Origin of the sequence: Caballeronia arationis (genome assembly GCF_001544975.2) — a bacterium.
Classification (GTDB): Bacteria; Pseudomonadota; Gammaproteobacteria; order Burkholderiales; family Burkholderiaceae; genus Caballeronia; species Caballeronia arationis.
In genome coordinates this window covers 1-20,573 of record NZ_FCOG02000032.1, presented here as the reverse complement: position 1 = coordinate 20,573, position 20,573 = coordinate 1, and the positions used below count along the sequence as shown (strand labels likewise).

16 protein-coding genes are annotated in these 20,573 nt (G+C 66.4%); 4 read left to right on the top strand and 12 right to left on the bottom strand.

Features of this window, described 5'->3' with window-relative positions; genetic code table 11:
- Positions 1–78: 78 nt before the first annotated feature.
- From AWB81_RS20155 to AWB81_RS20145, 3 genes are read right to left on the bottom strand one after another with little or no spacing between them, the layout of a single operon-like run.
- Positions 79–1,713, bottom strand: a complete 1,635-nt coding sequence (locus AWB81_RS20155) for an efflux transporter outer membrane subunit (RefSeq protein WP_087135075.1) — start codon at positions 1,711–1,713, stop codon at positions 79–81.
- Position 1,714: 1 nt separating this feature from the next.
- Positions 1,715–4,906, bottom strand: a complete 3,192-nt coding sequence (locus AWB81_RS20150) for an efflux RND transporter permease subunit (RefSeq protein WP_062638319.1) — start codon at positions 4,904–4,906, stop codon at positions 1,715–1,717.
- Positions 4,907–4,921: 15 nt separating this feature from the next.
- Positions 4,922–6,202 (bottom strand): efflux RND transporter periplasmic adaptor subunit, encoded by a 1,281-nt coding sequence (locus AWB81_RS20145; RefSeq protein ID WP_062638318.1) that lies wholly within the window; start codon positions 6,200–6,202, stop codon positions 4,922–4,924.
- A gap of 437 nt (positions 6,203–6,639) precedes the next feature.
- Here AWB81_RS20145 and AWB81_RS20140 point away from each other — a divergent pair, with 437 nt between their 5' ends.
- Positions 6,640–7,287 (top strand): TetR family transcriptional regulator, encoded by a 648-nt coding sequence (locus tag AWB81_RS20140; RefSeq protein ID WP_062638317.1) that lies wholly within the window; start codon positions 6,640–6,642, stop codon positions 7,285–7,287.
- On the opposite strand, the gene AWB81_RS20135 is transcribed toward AWB81_RS20140, so the two are convergent.
- Entirely contained in the window at positions 7,267–7,893 is a 627-nt protein-coding gene (locus AWB81_RS20135) for a cysteine hydrolase family protein (protein WP_062638316.1), read from the bottom strand. The genes AWB81_RS20140 and AWB81_RS20135 overlap by 21 nt on opposite strands.
- A 124-nt stretch (positions 7,894–8,017) precedes the next feature.
- On the opposite strand from AWB81_RS20135, the gene AWB81_RS20130 reads away from it, so the two are divergent.
- Positions 8,018–8,968, top strand: a complete 951-nt coding sequence (locus tag AWB81_RS20130) for a helix-turn-helix domain-containing protein (RefSeq protein WP_062638362.1) — start codon at positions 8,018–8,020, stop codon at positions 8,966–8,968.
- A 19-nt stretch (positions 8,969–8,987) separates the two neighbouring features.
- Here the strand turns inward: AWB81_RS20130 and AWB81_RS20125 are convergent, their stop codons facing one another.
- The 6 genes from AWB81_RS20125 to AWB81_RS20100 all read right to left on the bottom strand — a co-directional run bounded on the left by AWB81_RS20125 (position 8,988) and on the right by AWB81_RS20100 (position 14,689).
- A complete protein-coding gene (locus tag AWB81_RS20125) occupies positions 8,988–9,803 on the bottom strand; it encodes an SRPBCC family protein (protein WP_062638315.1) in 816 nt (271 codons plus the stop codon).
- 106 nt (positions 9,804–9,909) lie between these two features.
- Positions 9,910–10,278 (bottom strand): DUF427 domain-containing protein, encoded by a 369-nt coding sequence (locus tag AWB81_RS20120; RefSeq protein ID WP_062638314.1) that lies wholly within the window; start codon positions 10,276–10,278, stop codon positions 9,910–9,912.
- 205 nt (positions 10,279–10,483) lie between these two features.
- Positions 10,484–10,966: a hypothetical protein gene (locus AWB81_RS20115; protein WP_062638313.1), complete on the bottom strand. Its 483-nt coding sequence runs from the start codon at positions 10,964–10,966 to the stop codon at positions 10,484–10,486.
- Between the two features lie 142 nt (positions 10,967–11,108).
- Positions 11,109–12,626 (bottom strand): DegQ family serine endoprotease, encoded by a 1,518-nt coding sequence (locus tag AWB81_RS20110; RefSeq protein ID WP_062638312.1) that lies wholly within the window; start codon positions 12,624–12,626, stop codon positions 11,109–11,111.
- 102 nt (positions 12,627–12,728) lie between these two features.
- Positions 12,729–14,027, bottom strand: coding sequence for an ATP-binding protein (locus AWB81_RS20105; protein ID WP_062638311.1), 1,299 nt, complete (start codon positions 14,025–14,027; stop codon positions 12,729–12,731).
- Positions 14,027–14,689, bottom strand: a complete 663-nt coding sequence (locus tag AWB81_RS20100) for a response regulator (protein ID WP_062638310.1) — start codon at positions 14,687–14,689, stop codon at positions 14,027–14,029. Before AWB81_RS20100 ends, AWB81_RS20105 begins: the two co-directional genes overlap by 1 nt.
- A 200-nt stretch (positions 14,690–14,889) precedes the next feature.
- On the opposite strand from AWB81_RS20100, the gene dacB reads away from it, so the two are divergent.
- Together dacB and AWB81_RS20090 are read left to right on the top strand one after the other, a co-directional pair.
- Positions 14,890–16,488: a D-alanyl-D-alanine carboxypeptidase/D-alanyl-D-alanine endopeptidase gene (gene dacB, locus AWB81_RS20095; RefSeq protein ID WP_062638309.1), complete on the top strand. Its 1,599-nt coding sequence runs from the start codon at positions 14,890–14,892 to the stop codon at positions 16,486–16,488.
- 451 nt (positions 16,489–16,939) lie between these two features.
- Complete coding sequence (locus AWB81_RS20090; protein ID WP_087135074.1) at positions 16,940–18,100, top strand: SGNH/GDSL hydrolase family protein; 1,161 nt, start codon at positions 16,940–16,942, stop codon at positions 18,098–18,100.
- A gap of 86 nt (positions 18,101–18,186) precedes the next feature.
- Here AWB81_RS20090 and AWB81_RS20085 read toward each other — a convergent pair whose 3' ends face one another.
- A complete protein-coding gene (locus AWB81_RS20085) occupies positions 18,187–19,209 on the bottom strand; it encodes an L-threonylcarbamoyladenylate synthase (RefSeq protein ID WP_062638307.1) in 1,023 nt (340 codons plus the stop codon).
- A gap of 10 nt (positions 19,210–19,219) precedes the next feature.
- Positions 19,220–20,407, bottom strand: a complete 1,188-nt coding sequence (locus tag AWB81_RS20080; RefSeq protein ID WP_062638306.1) for a 5-(carboxyamino)imidazole ribonucleotide synthase — start codon at positions 20,405–20,407, stop codon at positions 19,220–19,222.
- Positions 20,408–20,573: the final 166 nt, after the last annotated feature.

Genomic DNA, 20,573 nt, shown 5'->3' with positions numbered 1-20,573 from the left:
ACGCCACGTCTGGTTGAAGGTCAAAAAAAACCGCAGCTTCTTTCGAGACTGCGGTTTTTGTCTTCAGCGTCCGGCTAATCAGCCCGGCGCGCTGGCCTTTTGAGGCGTTTCGGTTTGCGGCGCGCGGGGCAGCGGTCGACCGACGGGCGTCATCTGCGACACCGTCGCCGACGACGCAGCCACAGCCCCCGAAGCCGGAACCGCAGCCGGCGCCGTCGAACCATAGTCGACCGGTGCATCGGCCGGACGCGGCTGATCGCCCGCATGCTCGATCCACCCGCCGCCGAGGAACTGATACAGGTCGACGAGATTTGTCAGCCGCTGCAGCCGCGCGTTGATCAGCAACTGCTGCGCGCTGTACAGATCGGTCTGCGCAGTCAGCACCGCGAGATAACTGTCGACGCCGTTCCGATACCGCAGGTCCGACAGTTCCAGCCGACGGCTCTGCGAATTCGTGAAGCGTTCGAGCGCCTTGATCTGGTCGTCGAAAGTGCCGCGCGCGGCGAGCCCGTCCGCCACTTCGCGGAACGCGTTCTGAATCGCCTTCTCGTAGTTCGCGATCTCGATGCGCTTCTGCACCTGCGCCAGATCGAGGTTGGCGACGTTCGCGCCGCCTTCGAAGATCGGCACCGAAATCTGCGGCGCAAACGACCACGCCGCCGAGCCCGGCTTGAACAGGCCGCCGAGCGTCGGCGACAGCGTGCCGAAGCTGCCCGTCAGCGAAACGCGCGGGAAGAACGCCGCGCGCGCCGCGCCGATGTTCGCGTTCGCCGCGAGGAGCGACTGCTCGGCCGCCGCGATGTCGGGGCGGCGTACGAGCAGATCGGACGGCAATCCGGCCGGAATGTCGGACAGCAGATTCTGGCTGTCGAGCGGGAGACCGGTCGGGAGGTCGTCCGGCAACGGCTCGCCAACGAGCAGCACCAGCGCGTTTTCCGCCTGCGCCCGCAGACGCAGTTCCGTCTGCAGATTCGCGCGCGCCTGCTCGACGACGCCTTCCGCCTGACGCTCGTCAAGTTCCGAGCCCACGCCGTTGTCGTACTGCAGCTTCGTGATGCGGTACGAATCCTCGGCCGTCTTCAGTGTGTTGCGCGTGACGGTCAGGAGATCGTCGACGGCAAGCATCTGCAGATACTGGTCTGCCACCGACGACACCAGCGCGATCTCCGCCGCCTTGCGCGATTCGGCCGTCGACAGATACTGCGCGAGCGCCTGGTCCTTCAGGCTGCGGATGCGCCCGAAGAAGTCGATTTCCCACGACGCGTTGAGCCCGACCGAATACGTGTTCGAGATCGTCTGGTTAAAGAACGACAGGTCCTTCGGCGTGCGCTGCTTGCTCTGGCTCGCGACCGCATCGAGCGTCGGGAGCAGCGCCGCGCGCGTGATCTGGTACTGCGCGCGCGCCGCCTCGACGTTCAGCACCGAGACGCGCAGGTCACGGTTATTCTTCAGCGCAAGTTCGACGATGCCCTGCAACCGCGTATCGGCGAAGAAATCACGCCAGCCGATGTCGGGCGCCGCCAGGTCGTTCGCCGTGCGACCGTTGCTCGCAGTCGACGACGAAGTCGGCTGGTTGCTGTAGATGCCGCCTTCGGGGAACGTCGACGTGACGGGCTCGGCCGGCCGCTCATACTTCGGCTCGAACGTGCAGCCGGCCACGAGCACCGAGAGCGCTGCGGCGACGGCTGTCGCCATCAAAGATTGTCTAAGCATTTCAATGTCCTTCCTTGGGCGCGCCGCCGTTGCTGCCGCCGCCGTCGTGCGGGCCTTCGATAGCTGCGGAGGTGCCCGGTGTCGGCGTGTCCTTGCTCTTGCTGAACTTGCTGATCACGACGAAGAACATCGGGATCATGAAGATGGCAAGGAAGGTCGCCGTGAGCATGCCGCCGATCACGCCTGTGCCGATCGCGTGCTGGCTCGCCGAGCCCGCGCCGTTACTGATCGCGAGCGGCAGAACGCCGAGAATGAACGCGAGCGACGTCATCAGGATCGGGCGCAGCCGCAGCCGCGCCGCTTCCACCGCGGCCTCGATCGTCGACATCCCCTGCATGCGCAGCTCGCGGGCGAATTCCACGATCAGAATCGCGTTCTTCGCCGACAGACCCACCGTCGTCAACAGGCCGACCTGGAAGAACACGTCGTTTTCCAGACCGCGCAGCGTGGCCGCGAGCAGCGCGCCGAGCACGCCGAGCGGCACGACCATGATCACCGAGAACGGAATCGACCAGCTTTCATACAGCGCCGCGAGACACAGAAACACGACGAGGATCGAGATGCCGTACAGGATCGGCGCCTGCGAGCCCGACTGGCGTTCCTGGTACGACAGCCCTGTCCACTCGTAGCCGATACCCGCCGGCAGCTTCGCAGCAATCGCCTCGATCGCCGTCATCGCCTGGCCGGTCGACTTGCCCGCCGCCGCCGCGCCCTGGATTTCGACCGCCGAGATGCCGTTGTAGCGCTCGAGCTTAGGCGAGCCGAAGATCCACTGGCCGGTGGCGAATGCAGAGAACGGCACCATCCCGCCCGACGCATTGCGCACGTACCACGCGTTGAGGTCTTCGGGGTTCATGCGGAACCTCGGTTCGCCCTGCACGTAGACCTTCTTGATCCGGTTGTCGACGTCGAGGAAGTTGTTCACGTACTGCGACGCCCACGCGATCGAGAAAGTCTGGTCGATGTCGGCAGCCGTCACGCCGAGCACGTTTGCCTTCTCGCGGTCGATATCGACCTTGAACTGCGGCGTGTCGTTCAGGCCGTTCGGACGCACCTGCGCGAGCGACGGATCCTTCGCCGCCATGCCGAGCAGCATGTTGCGCGCTTCCATCAGCTTCGCGTGGCCGACGCCCGCCCGGTCCTGCAACTCGAAGTCGAAGCCCGAGGCCGTGCCGAGTTCGGGAATCGACGGCGGGTTGACCGGGAACACCATCGCGTCCTTGTAGCCCGCGAAGTGCATGAACATTCGCCCGACGAGCGCCTGCACCTTGTCCTTGCTCGCCTGCCGCTGCGCGTAATCCTTCATCCGCACGAACACGAGACCGGAGTTCTGGCCGCGGCCCGCGAAGCTGAAGCCGTTCACCGTGAACACCGATTCCACGATCGCCTTCTCGTCGTTCAGCAGGTAGTTCTGCACGTCGACGAGCACCTTGGCCGTGCGCTCCTGCGTCGAGCCCACCGGCGCCTGGACGAGCACGAACATCGTGCCCTGGTCTTCGTCGGGGAGGAACGACTTCGGCAGCCGGATGAACAGCATGCCCACCGCGACGATCACCACCAGGTAGATGATGAGCCAGCGGCCCGAGCGCCTGATGACGTGTTCGACGCCGCTGTGGTACTTCGTCTGGCTCTTCGCGAAAGTGCGGTTGAACCAGCCGAAAAAGCCCGTCTTCTCGTCGTGATGGCCCTGCGGGATCGGCTTGAGAATGGTCGCGCAGAGTGCCGGCGTCAGAATCAGCGCGACGAGCACGGACAGCACCATCGCCGCGACGATCGTGAGCGAGAACTGCCGGTAGATCGCGCCGACCGAACCGCCCGAGAACGCCACCGGCACGAACACCGCCGAGAGCACGAGCGCCACGCCGATCAGCGCGCCGGTGATCTGCTCCATCGCCTTGCGGGTGGCATCCCGAGGCGACAAGCCCTCCTCCGCCATCACCCGCTCGACGTTTTCCACGACCACGATTGCATCGTCCACCAGCAAGCCGATGGCGAGCACGAGACCGAACATCGAGAGCGTGTTGATCGAGAAGCCGACGATCGACATGATCGCGAACGTGCCGAGCAGAACGACCGGCACGGCGATCGTCGGGATCAGCGTGGCGCGCAGGTTCTGCAGGAACAGGTACATGACCAGGAACACGAGCACGATACCTTCGATCAGCGTCTTGACCACTTCCTCGATCGAGAGCTTCACGAACGGCGTCGTGTCGTACGGGTACTTCACAACGAGACCGTGCGGGAAGTACTTCGACAGGTCGTCGATCTTCTGGCGCACCAGCTTCGCCGTCTGCAGCGCGTTCGCGCCCGTGGCGAGCTGGATACCGAAGCCGGCCGTCGGAGCGCCGTTGTACTTCGTGTCGAAGTTGTAGTTTTCGCCGCCGAGCTCGATGCGCGCGACGTCCTTCAGGCGTACCTGCGAGCCGTCCTGGTTCACCTTCAGCAGGATGTCGCCGAACTGTTCGGGCGTCTGCAGCAGCGTCGCTTCCGTGATGGTCGCCTGCAGCATCTGGCCCGGCACCGACGGCGTGCCGCCGAGACCGCCGCCCGCCACCTGCACGTTCTGGTTCGTGATCGCGGTTTTCACGTCGACGGGCGTCAGGCTGTAGTTGGTCAGCTTGGTCGCGTCGAGCCACACGCGCATCGCGTACTGCGAGCCGAAGAGCGTGACCGTGCCGACGCCGTCGATCCGGCTGATCGGGTCCTGCACCTTCGACGCCACGTAGTTCGCGAGGTCGTACTTGCTCATGCTGCCGTCTTCGGAGACGAACGCCATCACGAGCAGGAAGCTGCTGCTCGACTTCGTCACCTTCGTGCCGAGCTGCTGCACGGCCTGCGGCAGAAGCGGCGTCGCGAGCTGCAGCTTGTTCTGCACCTGCACCTGCGCGATGTCCGGATTCGTGCCGGCCGCGAACGTCAGCGTGATGGTCGCGGTACCGGAGTCGTCACTCGTCGACGACAGGTACAGCAAGTGGTCGAGACCGCTCATCTGCTGCTCGATCACCTGCGTGACCGTGTTTTCAACGGTCGAAGCCGATGCGCCCGGGTACGTCGCGCTGATCTGGATCGCAGGCGGCGCGATGGTCGGGTACTGCGCGACCGGCAGGTTGAAGATCGACGCGATCCCCGCCAGCATCAGGATGATGGCGATCACCCAGGCGAAGATCGGACGATCGATAAAAAACTTTGCCATGAAACAGGCTCCCTGTTATTTCGCGCCGGATGCGGCCTGAGCGCTCGACGCTCCCGCTGCACCACTTGCCGCTCCCTGTGCGCCGCTCGCGGCGGGCGTGCCGGACGCGCCGGGCGCAGCGGGTGCATTACCCGCTTGTGCGTCCGAGGCAGGCTGGGCGGGCAACTGCGCCGCCACCGGCTTGACCGTCATGCCCGGCTTCGCTTTCTCGACGCCGTTCACGATCACGCGATCGCCCGGATTCAGCCCGCTGTCGACTACCCAGTTGCTGCCGAAAGTGCCGGACGTCACGAGCGTGCGCAGTTCGACCTTGTCGCCCTGGCCGATCACGAGCGCGACGGCCTGGCCCTTCTGGTCGTGCGTCACGCCGATCTGCGGCACGACGAGCGCGCGGTCGTTCACGCCTTCCTCGATGCGCGCGCGCACGAACATGCCCGGCAAGAGCACGCGGTCCTTGTTCGGGAAAATCGCGCGCACGGTGACGGAGCCCGTGCCCTGATCGACGCTCACGTCGGAGAACTGGAGCTTGCCGGGTTCGGTATAGACGCGGCCGTCTTCCAGCACGAGCGTCACCTTCGCGGCGTGGATGCCCTGCGTCTGGAGACGCCCTTCCTGGATCTGCCTGCGCAGCTTGAGACCTTCGACGCTCGACTGCGTCAGGTCCACGTACACCGGATCGAGCTGCTGCACGGTCGTGAGCAGCGTAGCGGCGCTCGCCTGCACGTACGCGCCCGGCGTCACTTGCGACAGACCCGTGCGGCCGGTGATGGGCGAGACGACGTCGGTGTAGCCCAGGTTGATCTGCGCGGTATCGACGGCGGCCTTGCCCGCCGCGATGTCGGCGACCGCCTGGCCCTGAGCTGCGACGGCGTTGTCGTAATCCTGCTTGCTGACCGCGTTCGCCGCGACGAGCACCTTGTAGCGCGCGACCAACGCGTTCTGCGTCGCGACGTTGGCCTGCGCCTTCGCAAGCGTCGCCTTCGCGTTGTTCAGCGTCGCGATGTAGGGCGCCGGATCGATCTTGTAGAGACGCTGGCCGGTCTTCACGTCCGAGCCTTCGACGAACTCGCGGCGCAGCACGATGCCGTCGACCCGCGCGCGCACCTGTGCATTCAGGAACGCGCTCGTGCGGCCCGGCAGTGAGGCCACGACGGGCACGGTGGTCGGCTGGACGGTGACGACGCCGACTTCGGGCGTCTGCGGCGGAGGTGCCGATTGTTTTTGTCCGCAGGCTGCAAAAAACAAGGCAGCCGTCGCGGCACTGATTAAGCGGAATGGAACCCGTTCGACGCGCATGGAAGCGACCTCTGTCTAAGGCTGAGTTTGAAATAAGTGCGCGGCCGCCTTCTTCGGGCAGGCCGCGCACGAGCGTCTCGACGACGCTGACCAACAGCCGGCTGGCAGGTAAAACGGCCGGCGCCGACTCGTCATTCATGCCCGCGCGCGGCGCTCTGATGGCGCCTCTGGCCGGAGGGACGGCCTGGATCGGGCGGTTGGATTGAAAGCTTGTCGGATATTAACCGTTCGACATGACTTGGGTCATCGATCGACGGATGGTATTGTATATACATTCATGAATGAATGTATAAGTGGTGAAATTAATTCGAGATGGAGTGCCCGAGCGGATTCCCCTCAAAGGTATCGATTACCTTCGACAAACATTTGACGCCGCTGCAATCGCAGCGGCCAGGCAATCAGCAGCAAGCAGGAGATGACGGCCACGGCCGCAGGATATGGTCAGACGAACCAAGGAAGAAGCGCAGGCGACGCGCAACCGCATTCTCGACGCGGCGGAACGCGTGTTCTACGACAAGGGCGTGTCGCGCACGACGCTCGCGGACATCGCGCAGGAAGCCGGCGTCACGCGCGGCGCGATCTACTGGCATTTTGCGAACAAGGGCGATCTGTTTACCGCCATGTTCGACCGCAGCCTCATGCCGCTCGACGAACTGATCGTCGCGTCGCTCGACAGCAAGGAGCCCGATCCGCTCGGCCGGATGCGCGACATCTTCGTCTGGTGCATGCGCAACATCGCGCTCGACGAGCAGCGCCGGCGCGTGTTCGACATTCTTTTTCTGAAATGCGAGTTCGTCGAGGAAATGGGGCCGGTGCGCGAGCGGCATCAGAACAACATGCGCGAGGGCATCGAGCGCATCGAGCGCGGGCTCGTCAACGCGATCGCGCAAGGCCAGCTTTCCGCCGACCTCGACACGCGGCAGGCCACGACGATCCTGCACGCGCTTTTCACCGGCATCCTGCACGACGCGCTGATGCTGCCCGAGGGCGTCGATCTGGAGCGCGACGCCGAACGGCTGATCGACGCCTGCTTCGACTCGCTGCGCTTCAGTCCGGCGCTGCGCTCAACCCGTAGCGCGGCCTGAGCGCGCCATCTGATTCGACGCATAGATGGAATCGCGCACGGGCGCCTCGCCCGTTTCGAGTGCGGCGATCCATTCCGCGGTGGTGAGCACCGCCGCGAAACGCGACTGCATCACGACGCTGAAGACGCGATGGATTTCCTCCGCGCTCGCCCGGCCGGCGCGGTTTTCGTAGGGCACGGCGCCCGTCGCGTCGGAGAGAAATTCCACCGCCAGCCCCGAGTGCACGGCGTGCTTCACGGTCGAATCGTCGCAATTGTGGGTCATGTAGCCGGCGATCACGAGCGTGTCGATCTCGTGCCCTGCGAGCCAGTCGGCGAGATCGGTGCCGGCGAAGGCGCTCGGCAACGCCTTGTCGATCCGGTGCGCGTGCGGGCGGCTCGCGACCACCTCGTGCAATTCGGCGCCGTGCGAATCCTGCGCGAACAGCGGCGAAGTCGCGGGCGCCACCTGCCGCACGACCACGACCGGCACGCGATGCGCATGCGCGGCATCGATCGCCCGGCCGATATTGGCGAGCGAGACATTCACATCCGGATATTCGATCGGCAGATTGCCGGTGACGTATTCATTCTGGACATCGATCACGATCAGGGCGCGGCGTGGCATGGTTCATTTCCTCGAATTGGCTGGCGATGGATTCATTCTCGCGGTCCGCGCGTTCGCGCGTAAGTGGCCCGATAGCCAAGCAGCGATAGAATCGGGCCAATACGCCACGCGCGGGAGAACGCAAATGACTGTCGTCGCCGTCGTCGCCTTCGATGGCATCAGCCCGTTTCACTTGTCGGTGCCGTGCATCGTGTTCGGCGAGGACCGCACCGACGCCGGCCTGCCGCGCTTCGACTTCCGCGTCTGCGCCGCCGAGCCGGGACGCCTGTCGACCACCGCGGGTTTTACGATGGCAGCCGAACACGCGCTCGACGCCCTCGCCGGTGCCGACATCGTGATCGTCCCGAGCTGGCGCGATCCCGCCGAGGCGCCGCCCGTCGCCCTCCTCGACGCGTTGCGGGCAGCCCACGCGCGCGGCGCGCACCTGATCGGCCTGTGCCTCGGCGCGTACGTGCTCGCGGCCGCCGGCCTGCTCGACGGCCGCGCCGCCACCACGCACTGGGCCTGGGCCGACGACTTCGCGCGGCGCTTTCCGCGCGTGCGGCTCGATCCGAAGGTGCTCTATGTGGACGACGCGACGCTCACCACGTCGGCGGGAACGGCGGCCGGAATCGACTGCTGTCTGCATGTGTTGCGGCAGTTGTGCGGCGCCGAAGCCGCGAATCACGTCGCGCGGCGGCTCGTCGTGCCGCCGCACCGGCAGGGCTCGCAGGCGCAGTTCATCGAAGAGTCGCTGCCGAGGCACGCGCACGGCGACCGTCTCGCGGAGTTGCTCGACTGGCTGCGCGGCAATCTCGGGGCACAGCATTCGCTCGACGCGCTCGCGGCGCGCGTCGCGATGAGCCGGCGCACGTTCACGCGGCGCTTCCATCGGCTGACGGGCGCGACGGTGGGCGCGTGGCTGCTAGGCGAACGCATCGCGTTCGCACGGCGGCTTCTGGAGACGACCGACCTTTCGATCGACCGGATCGCCGAGGCGTGCGGCTTCAACACGGGCGCGACGCTGCGCCAGCAGTTCGCGCAGGCGCTGAAGACGTCCCCGTCGACGTATCGGCGGGAGTTTCGGGGAAATTAGCCGAAGAAGCGGCTTGCGCTCACTGCAGCCCGACGCGCGGCGCCAGGAACGCGAACAGCGCGATGCAGACCAGCATCGCCGCCCACGCCCAGCCCGGCAGGCCGAGCGGATGCGGATCGTGCGAATGGTCGCGGTCGCGGTGCCCTAGACCGTGTCCCGGCAGCCGGTGATGCAGCACGCCGCTCGCGGCATCGGCGCCGCCCGGGCGCATCTGGCGCTGTGCCGCGCCGGGCCGCCGCATGAACGCCGCCGACATCGCGTTCGGCCGCAGGAAGACGTGACGCCGCGTGCCGGGTTCCTGCTGCGCACGTATCGACGAAAGGCCGTGCTTCGCGCGCACGACTTCGCAGAATTCGGAGAAGAAATCGTCGGCGACTTCGCGCAGCGAATTCTCGATCTGCCGCGACGGCAAGCCGGCAAGCGGCCCCGAAACCGTCGCCCACAGCGTGTATTCGATCCACGTCGATTCCCCGTTCGCATCCGGATTGAGCGCGACGGCGATCTGTCCGCGCAACGAGCCGACGCCTTCGCCCCGCGCCTTGAAACTCAGCGTGCGCGCGTATGCGCCGGGCGCGTCGGGCGTGGGTGCGGCGGCATCCGCTTCGCCATCGGTATGTGCGTTCTGCCGCGTCACGCCGGCTCCATGCGCACGAATCTCGTAGCGCGCACGCAACGCGCCGAGTGGCACGATCATCGTGAGCGCATATTCGCCGCCCGGGAGCTTCGCGAACGATTCGCAGTTGTCGAGGCTCGCCCGCAGGAGCGCGAGATCGCCGAGGGCTTCCCGGACGTGCACCGGGTCGAGGGGAACACGCAACGCATCGGTGACTTCCATCTGAGCCTCCCAGGCAAAGACTGCACTCGTTCGTTATGTTGCGGCGTGGATGAAGCGGCGAAGCAGAATCGGCGTTACGGGCAAAGCAACAAAACGGATGCGGCGTTCAGGAAGTCTCGTCGATGCGGTCGACGCGTGTCGCATGGAATGCGAGGTAGCCCTTGATCCGGGCGGCGCCCTCGGTGGGTTGCTCGTAGCTCCAGGCGGCGTTTTCGACGGGGCCGTCCTCGGTCAGAAGATGGTAATGGGTGGCATCGCCCAGGTGCTGGCAATGCGAAACGTGGATCGAGCGCTGCAGGCGCGCCATGTTGACGTCCGCGCGCGGGAAGTAATGTACGGCGGGCAAGCCGGTTTCGACGACGGTCAGCGATGCGTGCGTATCCGCGAAGGTGACGCCCTGATGGATCACCCGGCAACGACGGCCGTTCGGCGTGATCTCGATGCGATGCGCGGAATCTTGCGTGTCGGTGTTCATCGATGCCCTCCCGGTTCGGCGAGAAAAGCGCGGGACACGTCGTTGTCCCCGGACTAACCGCAAAAAAAAGCCACGGGCAAATACGTGACCCGTGGCTTCATTATGAGCAAACTCCGGCCGGCTGTGTGCGCGCTTTCACGCGCTCGATCGTGCGTATTTCACGCAAGATCGCAAGCCGGCGTTTTGCCGGACGCTTACTCGCCGATCATTGAATACTCCAGTGAAACGCGGCCTTCGCCTTGCCGGCGCCAGCGACGCTCACAGCGTGCTTCTGCTCCTGATCCTTGTATTTCGCATACACGGTGTAGCTGCCGGCCGGCAGCTTGACCAGCATGTAGGGACCCATCGCCACGGCATTGAGCACTTCGGCGTTCTTCGCATCGACGATCCTCACGTGGACGCCCGAGAGATAGTCGGCGGTCGGCCCCGTGAAGCGCAACGATAGCGGCCACTGAGCCTGTTCGCGCAACAGCGCTTTCGATTCGTCGAGCCCGACGCCGCCCGACGTGTACGACACGCTGCCTTGCTGCTCGATCTGCGGCAGGCCGCCTCCGTTGGTGTTGCCGGCGCTGCTCGTGTCGCTCGTCCCGGCGCTCGATGCCTGCGCCCACGCGCCGCCCGTCACGCCGAGCGCGATTGCGGCTGCCATCGCCAGCGCCGCATGCCTGCCTTTGGTCTTGATCGTCATTGTCGTTCGCTCCTTGTGTTCGCGCAGCGCACGGCTACGCTTGACCCGAAATACGCCCGATGCACCGGCACGGCGCGATGGGGCACCACGACGTGGCGACAGCATACTTCGTGCCCGACCGCGCGTTCGCCGGCCCTGCCGATCAGCCCAGATCGACCGGCACGAAGATCTGCGCATCGTCGCGCTGGATCAGGAGCGCGAGGCTGTCGCCCGCGTGCGCGACCATCGCCTTCAACTGCTGCACGCTCATCACCGGCTGGCCGTTGACCGCGAGAATCACGTCGCCGGGCTGGATGCCCGCGTTGGCCGCGGCGCCGTTCGCCTGCTGGACGATCAGACCGCGCGACAGCGAGCTGTCCTGCTTTTCCTCCGGCGTGAGCGGCCGCACCGCCACGCCCAGGCGCGCGTCCTGCGCCGAGGCGCCGTCGCCATCGCTCTTGTCGCCCTTCGCGCTCGCGGTCTTGGCGTCGTTGAGCGCGCCGACCGTCACCGTCAGGTCCTTCGTGCCCTTGTCGCGCCAGACCTGCACCTTCGCCTGGCTGCCCGGCGGCAGGCCCGCGACCTGCGACGGCAACGAGGTCGAATCCGTGACCGCGAGGCCGTTGAGCGACATGATCACGTCGCCCGGCTGCAGACCCGCCTTCGCGGCCGGACCGCCCGGTTCGACGGAACTCACGAGCGCGCCCTGCGGCGTCTTCATCCCGAACGAATTGGCGAGCGTCTGGTTCATGCCCTGCACGGTCACGCCGAGGCGCCCGCGATCGACGTGGCCCGTCTTCACGAGCGCGTCTTTCACCTTGATCGCCTCGTTGATCGGGATGGCGAACGAAAGTCCCTGGAAGCCGCCCGTCTGCGAATAGATCATCGAGTTGATGCCGATCACTTCGCCCTGCAGGTTGAAGAGCGGGCCGCCCGAGTTGCCCGGGTTCACCGGCACGTCGGTCTGGATGAACGGCGTGTAGTTCTCGTTCGGCAGCGAGCGCGACTTCGCGCTGATGATGCCCGAGGTCACCGTGTTGTCGAAACCGTAGGGCGAGCCGATCGCGACGACCCACTGGCCGACCTTGCTGCCGTTCGGATCGCCGATCTTCACGATAGGCAGGTTCTTCGCGTCGATCTTGAGCACCGCGACGTCCGACTGCTTGTCCGCGCCGACGACCTTCGCGCGGTATTCGCGCTTGTCGGTGAGCTTGACGGTGACGACATTCGCGCCATCGACGACGTGCGCGTTGGTGAGAATGTAGCCGTCGCTGCTCACGATGAAGCCGGACCCGAGGCCTTCGCTCGGGCGATCCTGCCCGCCATTGCCGCCGCCGGGGCCGCCGAAGCCGGGCATGCCGCCGAAACGCTTGAAGAACTGATAGAACGGATCGTTCGGATCGATCGGCAGTTGCGAGGCGCCGTTGCCGCGCGACGAAGTCTGCTTGACGACGTGCTTCGCGCTGATGTTCACCACCGCCGGGCCGTAGGTCTCGACGAGGCCGGAGAAGTCGGGAACGCCGGTCTTCGCGGCGGCTTCGGCCGGCATCAACGCGGCGGCCTGTGCGGGTGCGATGACCTGCGGCGCCGGGATGTTGTTGTGACCGGCCACGTAGCCCGCCGACAAGGCGACGGCGACGGCTGCAGCGACGGCGCTGCGGGTGAGGATCTTCGCTTTCATCGAGTGCTCCTGACAGGGGCGTTTTAGGATGAAACGAAGGTTACGTGGCGTCGCTTAAAGGTCGCTTAAAGTGGCCGGAAAGTTCGCGCTAAAGCACACGAGTCAGAATCGCACGGTGACGAGCAGCCCGCCAGCAGGCGATCCGCCGAGCTCCACGGTCGCGCCGTGCTGAAGCGCGATGCGCCTTACGATCGCCAGTCCGAGGCCGCTGCCCGAGACGTCGGTGCGTGCGCGGCTCGCACCTTCTCCGGCGCGATAGAAGCGGTCGAAGACGAGATTGCGCTCTTCGGCCGGAATGCCCGGGCCGCTGTCGGCCACGCGCACGACCGGACGTCCCTCGACCTTCAGCGAGACGTCGACACGCCCGCCTCTCGGCGTGTATTTCGTTGCGTTGTCGATCACGTTGTTGAGCATCACGCGCAGCGCGTCGCGGTCGCCGGTGACGGTCGCGGCCTCGCTCGTCTCGATGCCGAGGTCGACGCCGCGTTCCTGCGCAAGCAGCACGCTCGCGCCCACGCATTCGTCGACGAGCGCATGCAGGTCGACGCCCTGCATCGGCGCCTTGCTGTCGGGGTCCGCGCGCGCGAGCGCGAGCAGTTGCTCCGCGAGGCGCGTCGCGCGCGCGATGCCCGCCTGCAGGTCCGCGAGCGCTTCCTTGCGCGAAGCGTCGTCCTGCGCGCGGGCGACGAGCTGCGCCTGGATCTGCACGGCCGCGAGCGGCGTGCGCAGTTCGTGGGCGGCATCCGCGACAAAGGCCTTCTGCGTGTCGAGCGCCGTCGCGAGGCGCGCGAGCAGCGCGTTCAGCGCGTGCACGACGGGCTGCACTTCTTCTGGCAGACGCGTATCGGGCAACGGATCGAGCGCTTCGGGATGACGCGTGTCGAGCGCGCGCGTCACGCGCTGCAAGGGCGCGAGCCCGCGTCCGACGATCAGCCACACGGCAAGCCCGAGGAACGGCAACAGCAGCACGAGCGGCCACAGTGTGCGCCACGCGACGCCCGCCGCGAGCCGGTTACGGATCGAGAGCGGCTGTGCGAGCTGCACGACGTTGTCGCCGACGATCGCGCTGTACACGCGCCATTCGCCGCGCGCGGTCATCTCGGTGGAAAAGCCGAGTTCCGCGTGCGGCGCGAGCGGCACGCGCGGATGCGAGTAGTACATCAGGACGCCGTTGCGATTCCAGATCTGGATCACGACGCCTTCGTCGCTGTCCGCACGCGAACTGAGCACCGACGAAAACGGCTCGGACGGCAGCGCGGATGCGATCTGCTGCAACTGGTAATCGAAGAGTTCGTTGGCTTCGGCGAGCGCCTGACGGTAGATGAGCCAGCCCGCGAACCCCACGCCGACGATCACGAGCGCAAGCAGCCAGACGAGAAGCTGGCGGCGAATCGAATGCATCAGGCGTCCTTCGCGACCATGTAGCCAAGGCCTCGCACGTTGCGGATCAGGTCGGCGCCGAGCTTCTTGCGCAGCGAATGGATGTATACCTCGACCGTATTGCTGCCGATCTCCTCGCCCCAGCCGTAGATCTTCTCTTCGAGCTGGCTCTTCGAGAGCACCGCGCCTGGACGCGCCATCAGCGCTTCGAGCAGCGCGAACTCGCGCGCGGAGAGCGTGACGGGCGCGCCGTCGAGCGTCACCTGATGGCCGACCGGATCGAGTGTGAGCGGGCCGTGGCGCACGAGCGACTCGCCGCGTCCAGCGTGACGGCGGATCAGCGCGCGCATGCGGGCGCCGAGCTCGTCGAGATCGAAGGGCTTGACGAGATAGTCGTCCGCGCCGGCGTCGAGCCCTTTCACGCGATCCGCGATGGCGTCGCGCGCCGTCACGATCAGCACCGGCAGCGCGTTGCCGCGCGCACGCAGGCTCTTGAGCACATCGAGGCCGTCGCGCTTCGGCAGGCCGAGGTCGAGCAGCATCATGTCGTAGGGCTCTCCGCCGACGGCCGTCAGCGCCGCGTCGCCGTCCTGCACCCAGTCGACGGCGAAACCGTCGGCACGGAGCGCCTTTCGCACTCCCTCGGCGATCATCCGATCATCTTCGACTAGCAGGATTCGCATGGCGCGCTCGTTATCGTATGGGGGTGCGGTCCATTTTAGCCGCGCCCGGCGGCCCAAGGATTAAGCGGGACTTAAAGGCGCGCGACGGCACACTGCGTCACACGGCAACGATTTAGCAAGGAAGCTTGTCTACAATAGCCGCTTCGTTCCGGGCCCCGACGCATGTGCGGCGCTCACCACTTCGCATCCAAAAAGAATTCATGCTGCTCGCTCCGCTTTGCGCCGTCCCCCGCTCCTTCCCTGCGCGCCTGTCTTCGTACGCGCTCGCCGTTGCGTTCGTCGTAGGCGGCGCGCTCGCGTATGCCCCTCAGGCCGACGCGCGCGGCGGCACGAAAGCCGAATCGCAGGCGCAGTCGCCCAAGCGCGCGGCGCACGGCGGCGTTAAAGCCAGACGCGCGGAACGCGTCGTCGTGCCGTCCGGTCCCTTGCCGCCCACCGTGATGAGCGCGCTCGCGCGCGCGCATGTGCCGATGTCGTCGATGAGCGTGGTCGTGCAGCGCATCGGCGCGCCGGTGCCGGTCGTCGCAATCAACGCGAACACGCCGATGCTCCCCGCCTCGACAATGAAGCTCGTCACCACCTACGCCGGCCTTTCGCTGCTCGGCCCGGACTATCGCTGGAAGACGACGGCCTACGCCGACGGCGACGTCGACGCGCAGGGCGTGCTGCACGGCAACCTGTACATCCAGGGCACGGGCGATCCGAAGCTCGTGCCGGAAGAACTGATCGATCTCGTCGACCAGATCCGTCGCAACGGGATCACGGGCATCAACGGCGCGCTCGTGCTCGACAAGCGCTACTTCGACGCCTCCACGCGCGACCTGCCCGCCTTCGACCACGACGACAGCGCGCCGTACAACGTCGGCCCCGATCCGCTCCTGTACGCGTTCAAGTCGCTGTCCTTCACGCTGACGCCGAATCCGGAAGGCGGCGTCTCCATCGACGTGCTGCCGCAACTCGCGCAACTGCAGATCGACAACGAACTGCGCGTCACGCGCGGCGCGTGCGCGGGCACGCTGCCGGCGGCTTCGCCGAGCGTCGCGCAGACGAACACTGGCTTCGTGCAGGCGTCGTTCATCGGCGACTATCCGCTGCGCTGCGGCTCGCGCACGATCAACGTCGCGGCGCTCGACCACTCCACGTTCTTCGCGGGCGGCTTCCTTGCGCTGTGGAAGCAGACGGGCGGCACCTTCGCCGGCACGACCCGCGAAGGCGCGACGCCGTCGAGCGCGCGGCTCGTCGGCACGCACCGCAGCCCGGTGCTCTCAGACATCGTTCGCGACATCAACAAGTTCAGCAACAACGTGATGGCGCGTAACCTGTTCCTCACGATCGGCGCGGCCACCGCGAAGCCGCCCGGAACGCCCGCGAAGTCCGCGCAGGCCATCCAGCAGTTCCTGCGCAGAAGCGCCTTGCCGATGAACGGCCTGTCGCTCGACAACGGCTCCGGCCTGTCGCGCGACGAGACGATCAGCGCGCTTTCGCTCGCCGATCTCCTGCAGGCGGCGAATTCGAGCCCGGTCGCGCAGGTGTTCACGGAATCGCTGCCGATCGCGGGTGTCGACGGCACGATGCGCAACCGGCTGACTAACGCAGGCGCGCTCGGCAATGCTCACATCAAGACGGGCACGCTGCGTGACGTTCGCGCAATCGCCGGCTACGTGGGCGCAGGGAACGGCGAGACCTATGTGGTCGTGAGCTTCATCAACGATCCACGCGCGGAAGCCGCGCGTGCCGCCCACGATGCGCTGCTCGAGTGGGTGTACGAGGGCGCGCGCAAGCCCGGCGCGGCCGAGTAGAAACCCGGACCGCGCGGTCCGGGCCTCGAATATTCCTTCTACGAAGTAGCGAGCGCCGCCGCGCGCTCGCCGTGTACGCTGTCGACCAGAGTTAGCGCTTTAGCGCTTACTCGGGTCCCATGCAAAAGTTGCTGTCGGGCACGGCGGCACAGACCGCTCGCCAGGAGGGAGACAAGCATGCAATTCGATCCCGGATTGCTTCTGCCGGCGTTCATGCCGATCCGTTCGACGCGCTCGAAACAGGCGCTGGATATCCCTCACGCACGCGGCCACGCCCCGACGATACGCCATTCGCGCGAAACATCTGATGGAGGTGTGAAGATTCGGTAAGCTATCGCGACGCTGGCTGGGCGGCATGTCCCGGCGCGGCGCCTGAAAACATGGATAAAAAACGCGGCAGTCGAGCCGCGGCATCAATTACAAGATTCACCAAGAGATGGAGACGAGGTCGATGAACAAGCACTACACGACGCGCGGCGCGATGCTGCGATATGCCCAGTTCGCCACTGCGGGCGCCGCGCTCGCCTTGCTCGCCGCATGCGGCGGCGGCGGTGACGACAACAACAACAACAATTCGACTCCGCCCGGCGGCATCAAGCTGCAGGTCGTTTCGTTCGGCGACAGCCTGTCCGACGTCGGCACGTACTCGCCCGTGATCACCCGCAGCTTCGGCGGCGGCCGCTTCACGACGAACCCGGGACAGGTCTGGACGCAGAACGTGGCGCAGTACTACGGCGACACGCTCACGCCCGCCGCGACCGGCGGCTTCGGCGTGCCGCTCACGCCGGGAACCGGCTTCGGCTACGGCCAGGGCGGCGCGCGCGTGACGCTGCAGCCGGGCATCGGCCACGCGACGCCGGGCACGACCAACGCCGACTTCTCGCAAGCGACCACCATCCCGATCAACCAGCAGGTGAGCAACTATATCGCCGCGCACGGCGCCTTTAACGCGAATCAGCTCGTGCTGATCAACGGCGGCGCGAACGACATCCTGCTGAATCTGACTGTAGCGCAGACTGCCGCCGCGCAGGCCGCGGCCGGGCAGATCACCCCGCAAGCTGCGCAACAGGCAGGCGCGGCGGCGCAGGCCGCGATCCAGCAAGCGGCGATCGATCTGGCGGGTGTCATCGGGCGGGTCTTGCAGGCGGGTGCGACGCACGTCGTCGTGTCGAACGTGCCGGACATCGGCACGACGCCGCAGGGCCTCATGAGCGCCGACAAGGGTGTAACGCTGTCGAGCGCATCGAATGGTTTCAATACCGTGCTGAAGGGCGCGCTGACGCAGGCCGGCCTGATTTCCAAGGTTATCTACGTGGACCTGCCGCCGCTGCTCGCCAACATCACGGCGAACTTTCAGTCGATGGGCTTCACGGTGTCGAATACCGGCACGGCCTGCAACCTCCAGGCGATGATCGCCGCCGCCACGAAGGCCGGCCAGACGAACCCGACGGCATTCGGCAGCTCGCTCTTCTGCTCGCCTGAAACGCAGACGGTCGCGGGCGCGGACCAGACCTACATGTACGCCGACACCATCCATCCGACGACCCATCTGCACGTGCTGTACGCGCAGGCCGTCGAGCAGGCGATCGCGAAGTCCGGCCTCGGCAAGTGATTCCCGCTTTCTGAAAAGCCGTCTGAATGCAAAACGCCCGGTCGATCGACCGGGCGTTTTGCTTTTGCGTCGTCGGGACGGGACGCCTATTCCTGCGCCTCGAACGCCGCCGCTGCGCGGCCCAGTCGATCGTTCACCGCGATCCAGTCGATCGAATCGGGCAGCTTCTCGATGAGGATCCGCTCGACGTTCGCCCGGTCCAGCGCGCGCAGCAAGCCGTAGAGATCGCGCGCGTAGGTCTGCGGGTCTTCGGGCGCGGCGACGAAATGCACGCCCGGCGCCTTCGCCCACTCGCCCGCGCTCGACGCACGCGCGACGAGCGCGATTTTCTTCGCGCTGGAAGCGCCATGCGACGCGAGCAGTGCTTCGAGCGCGGCGAACGGTAACAGCACGAGCGGCGTGCGCGGCGCGTAATGCGCCTTCAGCGTTCCCGAGGCGCGCGGCGCAGTGGCGTCGCTGCCGTCCGCCAGGCGCGGCGCGACGCCGAGCACGTCCGCGATCTCCTGCGGGCTCACATGGCCGGGGCGCAACAGCGCGGGAAAGCCGCGTGACAGATCGAGAATCGTCGATTCGATGCCGACGTCCGCCGCGCCGCCATCGAGCACGTGGACCGTTGCACCGAACTCGTCGCGCACATGCTGCGCGGTCGTCGGGCTGACATGTCCGAAGCGGTTCGCCGACGGTCCCGCGACGCCGCCATGTCCGCTTCGCCGTGCACTGAACGCCGACAAAAGCTGCTGCGCCACGGGATGCGACGGCGCGCGAATTCCGACTGAATCCTGCCCGCCGCTGACCGCCGCCGGTATATGCGCGGCGCGCTTCAGGATCAGCGTGAGCGGACCAGGCCAGAAGGCGTCGATCAGCTTGACCGCGTCCGGCGAAAGCGACTGCACCCAGTACGCCGGATCGCCCTCCGGTGCGAGGTGCACGATCACGGGATGATTCGCCGGTCGCCCCTTCGCTGCATAGATGCGCGCGATGGCATCCGGATTCTCGGCGTCGCCGCCGAGGCCGTACACCGTTTCGGTCGGGAACGCGACGAGTTCGCCCGCATCGAGAAGCGCCGCCGCCTCGTCGATCTGCGCCGCGCCCGGGTAGATGATGCTCATCGGCGCGCGCTCAGTCGAGCGGGATGTGCAGCATGCGCGCGCAGTCGCGTGCCGCCGTGCGGGCTTCTTCGAGCGTCGCCGCCGTGAAGTTGATATGGCCCATCTTGCGGCCGGCGCGCGCCTCTTCCTTGCCGTACAGATGCAGGCGCGCCGCCGGCATTGCAGCGACTTCCGTCCACGGCGGCGTGCGCGCCTTCTTGCCGTCGAACCAGACATCGCCGAGCAGGTTCAGCATCGCGGCCGGCGAATGCTGGCGAGTGTCGCCGAGCGGCATGCCGGTCATCGCGCGCACCTGCTGCTCGAACTGGCTCGTCGCGCAGGCATCGACCGTGTAGTGCCCCGAGTTGTGCGGACGCGGCGCCATTTCGTTGGCGATCAGCGTGCCGTCTTCGAGTATGAAGAACTCGACGCACAGCACGCCGATATAGCCGAGCTTCGCGGCGATCGTGAGCGCGGCGTCCTGCGCCTGCGCGACGAGAGAAGCGGGCGCGTCGGGCGCGGGCACGACCGTCTTCGCGAGAATGCCGTTGACGTGCACGTTTTGCGCGAGCGGGAACACGGCTGACTTGCCGTCGCCGCCGCGCGCAATCAGCACCGACACCTCGAACTTGAGCGGCATGCGCTTTTCCAGCACGCACGGCACACCCGACAGCGACGCATACGCGGTGCGCACTTCATCGACGTTGCGCACGCGGATCTGGCCTTTGCCGTCGTAGCCGAGACGCGCCGTCTTCAGGATGCCGGGCAAGACGGCGGCGATCTTCTCGTCGGGGATCGCGGCGAGCGCGTCCGGCGACTCGATCACGACATGCGGCGCGACCGGCACGCCCGCATCGCAAATGAAGCGCTTTTCCGCCACGCGATCCTGCGCGATCGCGACGCACTGCGCCGCGGGGCTCACGAACGTGCAGTTCGCGAGGAATTCGAGGCTCGCGGCCGGCACGTTCTCGAATTCCGTCGATACCGCCGCGCACAGGCGACCGAGCTCGGTGAGCGCGGCTTTGTCGTCGTAGGACGCGCGGATGTGACGGTCTGCGACGGCGCCCGCCGGGCTCGACTCGTCCGGATCAAGGACGGCGACGCGATAGCCCATCGACTGCGCCGCGAAACAGAACATGCGGCCAAGCTGGCCGCCACCGACCATGCCAAGCCAGGCGCCGGGCAGGATGGGTGAAACCGGAGAGTTGTGTGGGTTCATCGTGATGTTGAGCGTCGTGGGGGCGCTGGTTTTTGGGGCGGTTACACCGTTGGATGTTTCTGGGCTTCTGTGGAACTTGTTTTCGCGTCGGTCTATTGGCTCTGCCCCTGTCCGGGGCGGGACTTACTTTCTTTGCTGCTGCAAAGAAAGTAAGCAAAGAAAGCAG

Bases quoted from the DNA above. Each gene is read 5' to 3' on its own strand.
- AWB81_RS20085 (WP_062638307.1), bottom strand. From the start codon at position 19,209: ATGAGCATCATCTACCCGGGCGCGGCGCAGATCGACGAGGCGGCGGCG.
- AWB81_RS20125 (WP_062638315.1), bottom strand. From the start codon at position 9,803: ATGGAAGTCACCGATGCGTTGCGTGTTCCCCTCGACCCGGTGCACGTC.
- AWB81_RS20145 (WP_062638318.1), bottom strand. From the start codon at position 6,202: ATGCGCGTCGAACGGGTTCCATTCCGCTTAATCAGTGCCGCGACGGCT.
- AWB81_RS20135 (WP_062638316.1), bottom strand. From the start codon at position 7,893: ATGCCACGCCGCGCCCTGATCGTGATCGATGTCCAGAATGAATACGTC.
- AWB81_RS20105 (WP_062638311.1), bottom strand. From the start codon at position 14,027: ATGCATTCGATTCGCCGCCAGCTTCTCGTCTGGCTGCTTGCGCTCGTG.
- AWB81_RS20140 (WP_062638317.1), top strand. From the start codon at position 6,640: ATGGTCAGACGAACCAAGGAAGAAGCGCAGGCGACGCGCAACCGCATT.
- AWB81_RS20090 (WP_087135074.1), top strand. From the start codon at position 16,940: ATGAACAAGCACTACACGACGCGCGGCGCGATGCTGCGATATGCCCAG.
- AWB81_RS20080 (WP_062638306.1), bottom strand. From the start codon at position 20,407: ATGAACCCACACAACTCTCCGGTTTCACCCATCCTGCCCGGCGCCTGG.
- AWB81_RS20120 (WP_062638314.1), bottom strand. From the start codon at position 10,278: ATGAACACCGACACGCAAGATTCCGCGCATCGCATCGAGATCACGCCG.
- AWB81_RS20150 (WP_062638319.1), bottom strand. From the start codon at position 4,906: ATGGCAAAGTTTTTTATCGATCGTCCGATCTTCGCCTGGGTGATCGCC.
- AWB81_RS20110 (WP_062638312.1), bottom strand. From the start codon at position 12,626: ATGAAAGCGAAGATCCTCACCCGCAGCGCCGTCGCTGCAGCCGTCGCC.
- AWB81_RS20130 (WP_062638362.1), top strand. From the start codon at position 8,018: ATGACTGTCGTCGCCGTCGTCGCCTTCGATGGCATCAGCCCGTTTCAC.
- AWB81_RS20100 (WP_062638310.1), bottom strand. From the start codon at position 14,689: ATGCGAATCCTGCTAGTCGAAGATGATCGGATGATCGCCGAGGGAGTG.
- dacB (WP_062638309.1), top strand. From the start codon at position 14,890: ATGCTGCTCGCTCCGCTTTGCGCCGTCCCCCGCTCCTTCCCTGCGCGC.
- AWB81_RS20115 (WP_062638313.1), bottom strand. From the start codon at position 10,966: ATGACGATCAAGACCAAAGGCAGGCATGCGGCGCTGGCGATGGCAGCC.
- AWB81_RS20155 (WP_087135075.1), bottom strand. From the start codon at position 1,713: ATGCTTAGACAATCTTTGATGGCGACAGCCGTCGCCGCAGCGCTCTCG.